General features: G+C 72.3%; 8 protein-coding genes and 1 pseudogene. 5 read left to right on the forward strand and 4 right to left on the reverse strand.

Going from position 1 to position 8,880, the window contains the following annotated elements:
- Nucleotides 1-30 precede the first annotated feature (30 nt).
- Nucleotides 31-2,148 (reverse strand): transketolase, encoded by a 2,118-nt coding sequence (tkt, locus tag Q9S36_RS44430; RefSeq protein ID WP_311291157.1) that lies wholly within the window; start codon nucleotides 2,146-2,148, stop codon nucleotides 31-33.
- A gap of 263 nt (nucleotides 2,149-2,411) precedes the next feature.
- Here tkt and Q9S36_RS44435 point away from each other — a divergent pair, with 263 nt between their 5' ends.
- The 3 genes from Q9S36_RS44435 (at nucleotide 2,412) to Q9S36_RS44445 (ending at nucleotide 5,135) form a co-directional block, all read left to right on the forward strand.
- Nucleotides 2,412-3,341, forward strand: a complete 930-nt coding sequence (locus Q9S36_RS44435) for a heme o synthase (protein ID WP_311291165.1) — start codon at nucleotides 2,412-2,414, stop codon at nucleotides 3,339-3,341.
- A 220-nt stretch (nucleotides 3,342-3,561) separates the two neighbouring features.
- The gene (locus Q9S36_RS44440; protein ID WP_311291158.1) at nucleotides 3,562-4,665 is read left to right on the forward strand and encodes a hypothetical protein; all 1,104 of its coding nucleotides are present in this window, start codon (nucleotides 3,562-3,564) and stop codon (nucleotides 4,663-4,665) included.
- The gene (locus tag Q9S36_RS44445) at nucleotides 4,665-5,135 is read left to right on the forward strand and encodes a class F sortase (RefSeq protein ID WP_311291159.1); all 471 of its coding nucleotides are present in this window, start codon (nucleotides 4,665-4,667) and stop codon (nucleotides 5,133-5,135) included. The genes Q9S36_RS44440 and Q9S36_RS44445 overlap by 1 nt, the downstream gene beginning before the upstream one ends.
- A gap of 76 nt (nucleotides 5,136-5,211) precedes the next feature.
- Here Q9S36_RS44445 and Q9S36_RS44450 read toward each other — a convergent pair whose 3' ends face one another.
- From Q9S36_RS44450 to Q9S36_RS44460, 3 genes are read right to left on the reverse strand one after another with little or no spacing between them, the layout of a single operon-like run.
- A complete protein-coding gene (locus Q9S36_RS44450) occupies nucleotides 5,212-6,138 on the reverse strand; it encodes a COX15/CtaA family protein (RefSeq protein WP_311291160.1) in 927 nt (308 codons plus the stop codon).
- On the reverse strand, nucleotides 6,138-6,929 hold the full coding sequence (locus tag Q9S36_RS44455; RefSeq protein ID WP_311291161.1) for an ABC transporter permease: 792 nt from the start codon (nucleotides 6,927-6,929) through the stop codon (nucleotides 6,138-6,140). The genes Q9S36_RS44450 and Q9S36_RS44455 overlap by 1 nt, the downstream gene beginning before the upstream one ends.
- Nucleotides 6,926-7,864, reverse strand: coding sequence for an ABC transporter ATP-binding protein (locus Q9S36_RS44460; RefSeq protein ID WP_311291162.1), 939 nt, complete (start codon nucleotides 7,862-7,864; stop codon nucleotides 6,926-6,928). Before Q9S36_RS44460 ends, Q9S36_RS44455 begins: the two co-directional genes overlap by 4 nt.
- A gap of 118 nt (nucleotides 7,865-7,982) precedes the next feature.
- Here Q9S36_RS44460 and Q9S36_RS44465 point away from each other — a divergent pair, with 118 nt between their 5' ends.
- Both Q9S36_RS44465 and Q9S36_RS44470 read left to right on the forward strand, forming a co-directional pair.
- Complete coding sequence (locus Q9S36_RS44465; protein WP_311291163.1) at nucleotides 7,983-8,681, forward strand: metalloregulator ArsR/SmtB family transcription factor; 699 nt, start codon at nucleotides 7,983-7,985, stop codon at nucleotides 8,679-8,681.
- Nucleotides 8,678-8,880, forward strand: a pseudogene (locus Q9S36_RS44470) (Fe-S cluster assembly protein SufB); the annotation flags it as partial. The gene Q9S36_RS44465 and the pseudogene Q9S36_RS44470, both read left to right, overlap by 4 nt.

Genomic DNA, 8,880 nt, shown 5'->3' on the forward strand with positions numbered 1-8,880 from the left:
GCCTCCTGTGTGGGGCGTGCGGGACGTACGTCAGTCGGTCAGGGTGCGCAGGCTGTCGCGGGCGGCGTTGGCCACCGCCTCGCCGGTGATGCCGAACTCCTCGTAGATGCGCGCGAAGTCGGCCGAGGCGCCGTAGTGGTCGAGCGAGACGATGCGGCCGTGGTCGCCGACGTACTCGCGCCACCCCTGCTTCACACCGGCCTCCACCGAGACGCGGGCCTTGACCGTCGGCGGGAGCACCGACTCGCGGTAGGCCTCCTCCTGCTCCTCGAACCACTCGAGGCAGGGAAGCGAGACCACCCGGGCGCGGATCCCGTCGGCCGCGAGCAGCTCGCGGGCGGCCACGGCGACCTGCACCTCGGAGCCGGTGCCCATCAAGATGACGTCGGGCTCGCCGCCGTCGACGTCGAGCAGGACGTAGCCGCCGCGGTGGACGTTGCTGGTGTCGCTGAAGCCCTCCTCGCCGCGCGGGAAGACCGGGACGTTCTGACGGGTCAGCGCGATGCCGGCGGGCCGGTCGGTGCGCTCCAGCACGGCGTGCCAGGCGGCCGCGGTCTCGTTGGCGTCCGCGGGGCGTACGACGTCGAGGCCGGGGATCGCGCGCAGGGCGGCGAGGTGCTCGATCGGCTGGTGGGTGGGACCGTCCTCGCCGAGCCCGATCGAGTCGTGGGTCCAGACGTAGGTCACCGGCAGGCCCATGATCGCGGCGAGCCGGACGGATCCGCGCATGTAGTCGCTGAAGGTGAGGAAGGTGCCGCCGAACACCCGGGTGCCGCCGTGGAGGGCGATGCCGTTGAGGATGCCGCCCATGCCGTGCTCGCGGATGCCGAAGTGCAGCACCCGGCCGGCGAGCGAGTCACCGCTCCACTGGTCGGTGGAACGGCTCTCGGGGATGAACGACGGCGCGTCGTCGATGGTGGTGTTGTTGGACTCGGCCAGGTCGGCCGAGCCGCCCCACAGCTCGGGCATCACGCCGGCGACGGCGTTGATCACCGCGCCGGAGGCCTTGCGGGTCGCGACCCCCTTGGGGTCGGCGTCGAAGCTCGGCAGCACGCCGGCCAGGCCCTCGGGCAGCGCGCGGGTCTGCATCCGCTCGAAGGTCGCGAGGACCTCGGCCGGAGCCGAGGACCGCCAGGCGTCGAGGCGCTCCTGCCAGTCCGCCTGCCACTGCTTGCCGCGCTCGACCAGGCCACGGGTGCGCTCGATGACCTCGGCCGGCACCTCGAAGTGCTTCTCGGGGTCGAAGCCCAGGACCTTCTTGGTGGCGGCGACCTCCTCCTCGCCCAGCGCGGAGCCGTGCGACTTGCCGGTGCCCTGGGCGTTGGGGGCGGGCCACGCGATCACGGTGTGCAGCACGATGAGGCTGGGCCGGTCGGTGACCTCGTCGGCGGCCCGGACGGCGGCGTAGAGGCCGGGGACGTCCTCGACGTAGTCGGTGCCGCCGTTGGTCCAGTCGACGTGCTGCACGTGCCAGCCGTAGGCCTCGTAGCGGGCGCCGACGTCCTCGGTGAACGCGACGTCGGTGTCGCCCTCGATCGAGATCTGGTTGGCGTCGTAGATCATCGTGAGGTTGCCCAGCTGCTGGGTGCCGGCGATCGAGGACGCCTCGGCGCTGACGCCCTCCTCGAGGTCGCCGTCGGAGCAGATGGCGTAGACGTGGTGGGTGAAGGGCGAGTCGGCCTCGTCGGTCTCCGGATCGAGGATGCCGCGCTCGCGCCGCGCGGCCATCGCCATGCCGACGGCGTTGGCGACGCCCTGCCCGAGGGGACCGGTGGTGGTCTCCACACCGGCGGTGTGGCCGTGCTCGGGATGGCCCGGGGTCTTGCTGCCCCAGGTGCGCAGCGAGCGGAGGTCCTCGATCTCGAGGCCCCACCCGCCCAGGAAGAGCTGGGTGTAGAGGGTGATGGAGCTGTGGCCGCAGGAGAGGACGAACCGGTCGCGGCCGGTCCAGTGGGGGTCGGCCGGGTTGTGCCGCATCACCTTCTGGAACAGCAGGTACGCCGCCGGCGCCAGGCTCATCGCCGTGCCGGGGTGGCCGTTGCCGACCTTCTGCACCGCGTCCATCGCGAGGGCGCGGGCGGTGTCGACCGCGCGCTCGTCGACGTCGTCCCACGCGAGGGTGGCGGGCAGGGCGGACTTCTTGGTCAACGCAGTTCCTCTCGGTGGAGTGCACCCGACGCTCGGGGGCGGTCGGGGGTGCAGCCAGGATCACAGGTCCGTTGGGGTGGCCTCGACTGCGAGCCTAGCGGCGTGGCCGAGTAGACTCGACCCCACCCGAGGGTGGCCGCGGACACCGCATCGCAGGCCGTCCGTCCCCTCTGGTTCCCACTCATCCGTGTCCCATCCGTCCCCGTCCTCCCGAGGTCTCCACCGTGTCCCACGCCGGCTCGCGCGCTGCTGCGTCCGCCGCGATGCCGACCGGTGACGGGGGGGCCGGGCCGGAGGAGACGAAGACCTGGCGCGACGTCGTCGCCGCCTACGTCGGGCTGACCAAGCCTCGCGTCATCGAGCTGCTGCTGCTCACGACCGTGCCGGTGATGTTCTTCGCCGAGCGCGGGATCCCGCCGCTCGGCCTCGTGGTCGCGACGGTCGTCGGAGGTGCGCTCTCGGCGGGCTCGGCGTCGGCCTACAACTGCGTCTACGACCGCGACATCGACGAGCAGATGCGCCGTACGCGCCGACGCGCGTTGCCCCGCCACATCGTCTCGGCGTCGTCGGCGCTCGTGTTCGCCACCGTGCTGGCCGTGGTCTCGACCGTGGTGCTCGCGCTGTGGGTGAACTGGCTGTCGGCCGGCCTGTCCGTCCTGGCCAACGCGTTCTACGTGCTGGTGTACACGATGCTGCTCAAGCGGCGCACCACCCAGAACATCGTGTGGGGCGGCCTGGCGGGCTGCTTCCCCGCCCTCATCGGGTGGACCGCCGTCACGGGTGAGCTGGCGTGGACGCCGGTCGTGCTGTTCCTCGTCGTCTTCTTCTGGACGCCGCCGCACACCTGGGCCCTGGCGCTGCGCTACCGCGAGGACTACGCCAACGTCGACGTGCCGATGCTGCCCGTGGTCAAGCCCGCCGGGGAGGTCGGCCGCCAGGTCGTCGTCTACAGCTGGGTCATGGTCGCGGTCTCGTTGCTGCTGTGGCCGGTCGCCGGCACCAGCGCGGTGTACCCCGTCGCGGCCGTCGTCCTCGGTGGGGTGTTCCTCGTCGAGGCCCACCGCATGTGGGGCCGGGCCAGGTCCTCCGACGTGCTCAGCGAGATCAACCCGATGCGCCTGTTCCACGCCTCGAACCTCTACCTCTCCCTGCTCTTCGTGGCCGTCGCCCTCGATCCCTTGCTGGGGCGCTAGCGCACCCTGTCCCGAACGTCTGGGAAATGAGGCTTTCTAGAGAACCTCTTGAGAATTCCTCCCGTGTGACTCCGCGTCACTTCCCGTTGAATCGTCGCGGGTGGGGAAGCGCAGGGCTTCCGCACGTATTCATGGGGGTTCGAAACTGATGTTTGGCGCGCCAGGACAACGCATGGGCGCCGGTCGTGGGGGCACGACCGGTCGGAGCGTGTCGAGGATCATGACGCTGGTGGTGGCCGTCGGCTTCGCCGTCGTCGGCCTCGCCGCACCCTCGAGCGCACACCACAACACGATCACCGGGTCCGTCTCCTGCCGCGATGGCGGCGGGTGGGACGTCACCTGGGAGGTCGTCAACAGCGAGCAGCGCACCGAGCGCATCACCGGCTCGAACCGCCCCCAGGCGGTGCCCGTGGGCACCACGCTGGGTTGGAACGAGTCCAAGACGTTCACCGAGGCCATCACCACCAGGCCCACGTCCGCGGTCGTGCTGACCCTCGACGCGCGCTGGTCCAACGGCGTGACGCAGACCAACTCCGGCTGGATCGCGGCCTCGGCCTTCTCCGAGGACTGCAACACCAAGAAGGTCGACGCGCCCGAGGTCCCGGTCGTCGACGAGTGCGGCCCGGGCAACGCCCACTACGGCACGGTGCCCGGCGGCCCGTGGACCTCGGTGGTCAACCCCGACGGGAGCCTGACGATCACGGCCGACGCGGGCCACGTCTTCACCAACGGCCAGACGGTCCTCACCTACCCGGTGCCGGCCGACAGCAACCAGCCGTGCGTCGAGGCGGCCCCCCAGGTCCCGGTCGTCGACGAGTGCGGCCCGGGCAACGCCCACTACGGCACGGTGCCCAGCGGCCCGTGGACCTCGGTGGTCAACCCCGACGGCAGCCTGACGATCACGGCCAACCCCGGCCACGCCTTCGGCAACGGGCAGACCGTGATCACCCTCCCGACGCCCACCGACACGCAGCAGCCGTGCCCGGTGAGCCCGCCGGAGGTGCTGCCCGCGGAGGTCCGCGTGGTGAAGGCCAAGGCCAAGCAGCTCGACAAGTGCGGCCGGGCGAGCGACCTGTTCAAGGTCAGCAAGCGCTCCGGCGTCGTCTACAAGGTCGACGGCCAGGTGATCCGCCAGGGCGTGTGGCTCAAGGCCCGCACCCTCAAGGGCATCGGCGCCAAGGTCGCCCGGTCGTACACCATCACCGTGCGCGCCCAGTCCGCGGACGCCACCTACCGGCTCGAGGGCAAGCAGGTGTGGCGGATGACCTTCAGCACCCGCCCGTGCGCGAAGGCCCCGGAGATCGCCCCGCACACGGGATCGTGATGCGTCGCGCCGCGTTCCTCGCGGCGACGCTCTGCGCGACCCTGCTGGTCGGTCAGGGTGCGGCCCAGGCCGCCCCTGACCGGCTGCAGATCGCTCGCACGGGCACCGACGCCGCGGTGGTGGAGGTGGCGGCCCGCAACGACACCCTCGACGTCGGGTGGCGGTTGCGCGGCACCGTCTACACGTGGACCAAGGGCGACCCGCCCTGCGACCCCAGCGGCAGCACCGTGTACGCCGGTCACGCCTGGCGTGCCGGCAACGGCGTGGCCGACAGGTGGGGCCAGCTGCGACGCGGTGACCGGATCCGCGTCGGCGGCTGTGGCTTCGAGGTCGTGCGCCGCGAGTTCTGGGCGGCCGACCGCAAGATGGGCTCGCTCTACTCCGTCTCGGGGCCACCGCGGATCGTGCTGGTGGCCTGCAAGGCGGACGACTACTCCAAGCGCACGGTGATCTTCGCCCGCAAGCTCTGATCCGTGCCCGGCCCGTCGTCGGACGGAGCCGGGTGCGGGGCCAGGAGCAGGGCTAGGCGGAGGACTAGGCGGAGGACTAGGGGAGGCGGGTCGCTGCGTCCGGCTGCGACCCGCTGTCCGCCCGTGCCTCGTGGACGGCGTGGTGGGGGAGCACCGCGAGCGCGATGCGGGCCAGGCCCGCAGCGAGCAGGGCGGCGCCGAGCATGTGCAGCGCGACGAGCCCGACGGGCAGGTCGAGCCAGTACTGCACCCAGCCCAGCACGCCCTGCAGCACCTCGATCAGCAGGACCATCCCGGTCACGGTGGCCAGCCACCGGTGGCCCCCGCGCAGCGCCACGACGAGCAACGCCACGGTGAGGGCGACGAGCACGTAGACCGCGGACGCGTGGACCTGGGAGACGGAGGCCGGGTCGAGGCCGTTGCGCGGCGCGTCGGTGTCGCCGGCGTGCGGCCCGGCGCCGGTGACGACGGTGCCGAGGTAGAGGACCACCCAGCCGGCCGCCGCGGTCGCCCAGGCGAGCGTCCGCGGCAGCGGGGGCGCCGCCCCGCGGTCGGGGCTGCGGAGCTCGTCGAGCAGGGCGATGCAGATCGAGATGATCGCCATCGACAGCAGGAAGTGGCCCGCCACGATCCACGGGTTGAGGTCGGTCAGCACGGTGATGCCCCCGATCACCGCCTGGAGCGGGATGCCGAGCCCGATCGCGAAGGACAGCCGGGTCGCCCGGCGGTGCCGCGCGCCCAGCGCGGCCAGGAAGCACAGCACGGCGATCGCGGCCAGCAGGAAGGTGAGCGTGCGGTTGCCGAACTCGATGACGCCGTGCACGCCCAGCTCGCCGTGGGTGACGTACGACTCGTCGGAGCAGCGCGGCCATGTCGGGCAGCCGAGCCCCGAGCCGGTGAGCCGGACGGCGGCGCCGGTGACCACGATGCCGATGTTGGCGACGAGGTTGGCCAGCGCGAGCGGCCAGAGGTACCGGGCGAGCCGGTCGAGCAGGGCAGACATCATTCCCACCTGAAGGTCCGGGCAGTGAGCAGGGTGCCGACGATCGCCCACCCGACGAGCACGAGCAACGAGCGGGTGTCGACGGTCGCGTGCACGAGGGCCTCGCGCATCGCCTCGCCGAGGGCGCCCGAGGGCAGCCACGAGATCACGCCCGACGCGGCGCCGTACGTGCTCGTGGGCAGCACCACCCCGCCACCCGCCATCAGCAGGAGGTAGACGAGGTTGGCGAGCGCGAGCGTCGCCTCGGCGCGCAGCACGCCGGCGACGAGGAGCCCGAGGGCGGCGAAGGCCGCCGTGCCGAGCCCGAGCGCCAGCGCCGCGCCTGCGACCGAGCGCAGCGGGTCGTCGAGCGTCGGCTCCCACCCCAGGGCCAGGCCGACCACGACCAGCACCACGAGCTGGAGCACGACCACGTTGAGCAGGGCGAGGACCTTGCCGAGCAGGAGACCGTGGCGGGGGAGCGGCGAGGAGCCGAGGAGCTTGATGACGCCGTAGCGCCGCTCGAAGCCGGTCGCGATCGCCACGGACGTGAACGCCGTGGACATCACGGCGAGCGCGAGCACGCCCGGCGTCAGGATGTCGACCGGGCGGTGGCCGTCGAGGTCGACGCCGATGCGGTCGGCGCCGACGACGCCGCCGACCAGGACGATGACCGGGATGACGATGGCCAGCAGGAGCTGCTCGCCGTTGCGCAGCATGAGGCGGGCCTCCATGCGCGACTGGGCGAGCACCATCCGCGCGAGCGAGGCGCCCCCGGGGGCGGGGGTGAACGTGCCGGCTGCCGTGCTCACGGTGCGAGCTCCCGTCCGGTGAGGTCGAGGAAGACGTCCTCGAGGTTGCGCTGGCCCAGGTTGAGCGTCTCCGGGAGCACGTCGTGCTCCTCGCACCACCGCGAGACCCGTCCGAGGGTGGTGGAGTCGGCCGGACCGTGGATCAGCATGCTGACCTCGTCGAGCTGGCGGACCTCGGTGTCGGCCCCGAGCTCGGCGCGCAGCGACTCCGGCGCCCCGTCGGGGAACGGCCGGTTCACCACGAGCCGGATCGTGGCGGAGCGGCCCTCGCGGGTGAGCTCGCCGGGCGTCCCGCTGGCGATCACGCGCCCCCGGTCGATGATGTGGATCCGGTCGGCCAGGCGCTCGGCCTCGTCCATGTGGTGCGTGGTCAGCACGACGGTGACGCCGTCGCCGCGCACCTCCTCGAGCAGCTCCCACGTGGTCCGCCTGGCCTGCGGGTCCATACCCGCCGTCGGCTCGTCCACGAAGACCAGCTCCGGGCGCCCGACCAGCGCGATCGCGAGGCCGAGCCGCTGCTGCTGGCCGCCCGAGAGCCGGCGGTAGGGCGTGCGACCGCAGTCGCCGAGGCCGAGGCGGTCGCTCAGCATGTCGGTGTCGAGGGGGCGGGCGTGCAGCGAGGCCATGTGGTCGAGCATCTCCCGGGCCCGCACGCCGCTCCAGGCGCCGCCGGACTGCAGCATCACGCCGATCCGGGGGAGCAGGGTGGCACGGTCTCTCTGCGGGTCGAGCCCGAGCACCCGGACCGTCCCCCGCTGCGGGACGCGGTAGCCCTCGCAGGTCTCGAGGGTGGTGGTCTTGCCCGCGCCGTTGGGGCCGAGGACCGCGGTGACCGACCCGCGCGCCACGTCGAGCGACAGCCCGTCGACGGCGACCTTGTCGCCGTAGGCCATCACCAGGCCGTCGATCTCGACGGCGGGGGAGGCTGCTGGCACGTCGCGAAGTCTAGGTCGGACCCCGGCCGGGGCCGTGGTCGGCGTCGACCGTCGTGGCCCGGGTCACTTAGGGGACCCTTGCTTGAACGGCGTACGGCAATAACGTCACACTGTCGTTGTGGAATTCACCAGGACGGCGGCGACCCCGGACGGGGACGCACCCACGCGCGATCGCGTGTGCCGCACGATCCTGGAGAACGGGCCCTCGACGGCCGCCGACCTCGCCCGCCGCCTCGACCTCACCCCGGCCGCCGTACGACGTCACCTCGACCACCTCACCCTCGAGGGCGTCGTGGAGTCGCGCGAGCCCAAGGTCTACGGCGCGCGCGGCCGCGGCCGACCGGCCAAGGTGTTCGCGCTCACCGAGGCGGGTCGCGACAGCTTCGACCAGCAGTACGACGACCTCGCCGTGCAGGCCATGCGGTTCCTGGCCGAGACGCAGGGCGAGGAGGCCGTGGTCGAGTTCGCCCGGCGCCGGGTGTCGTTCGTCGAGCGCGACTACGCGGCCGTGGTGGCCGCCGAGCCCGACCTGACGCCCGCGGAGGCACTGGCCCGGGTGTTCACCCAGAACGGCTACGCCGCGTCCGTGCGCGAGCTGCCGGTCGTGGGGGAGCAGCTGTGCCAGCAGCACTGCCCGGTCTCCCACGTCGCCCACGAGTTCCCGCAGCTGTGCGAGGCCGAGACCGAGGCGATCGCCTCCGTGCTCGGCACCCACGTGCAGCGGCTGGCGACCATCGCCCACGGCGACGGCGTCTGCACCACGTGCATCCCCCAGATCCACACGACGAAGTCGGACCCCGAGAAGGAGCAGGCATGACCCAGAACCTGAGCATCGAAGACCTCAACCCCGAGCTCAAGGGCATCGGCCGCTACGAGTTCGGCTGGGCCGACTCCGACGACGCCGGCGCGTCCGCGACGCGCGGCCTCAACGAGGACGTCGTGCGCGACATCTCCTCGAAGAAGTCCGAGCCGCAGTGGATGCTCGACCTGCGCCTGAAGGGCCTCAAGCTCTTCCA

It is taken from the genome of Microbacterium sp. ARD31 (assembly GCF_031844425.1).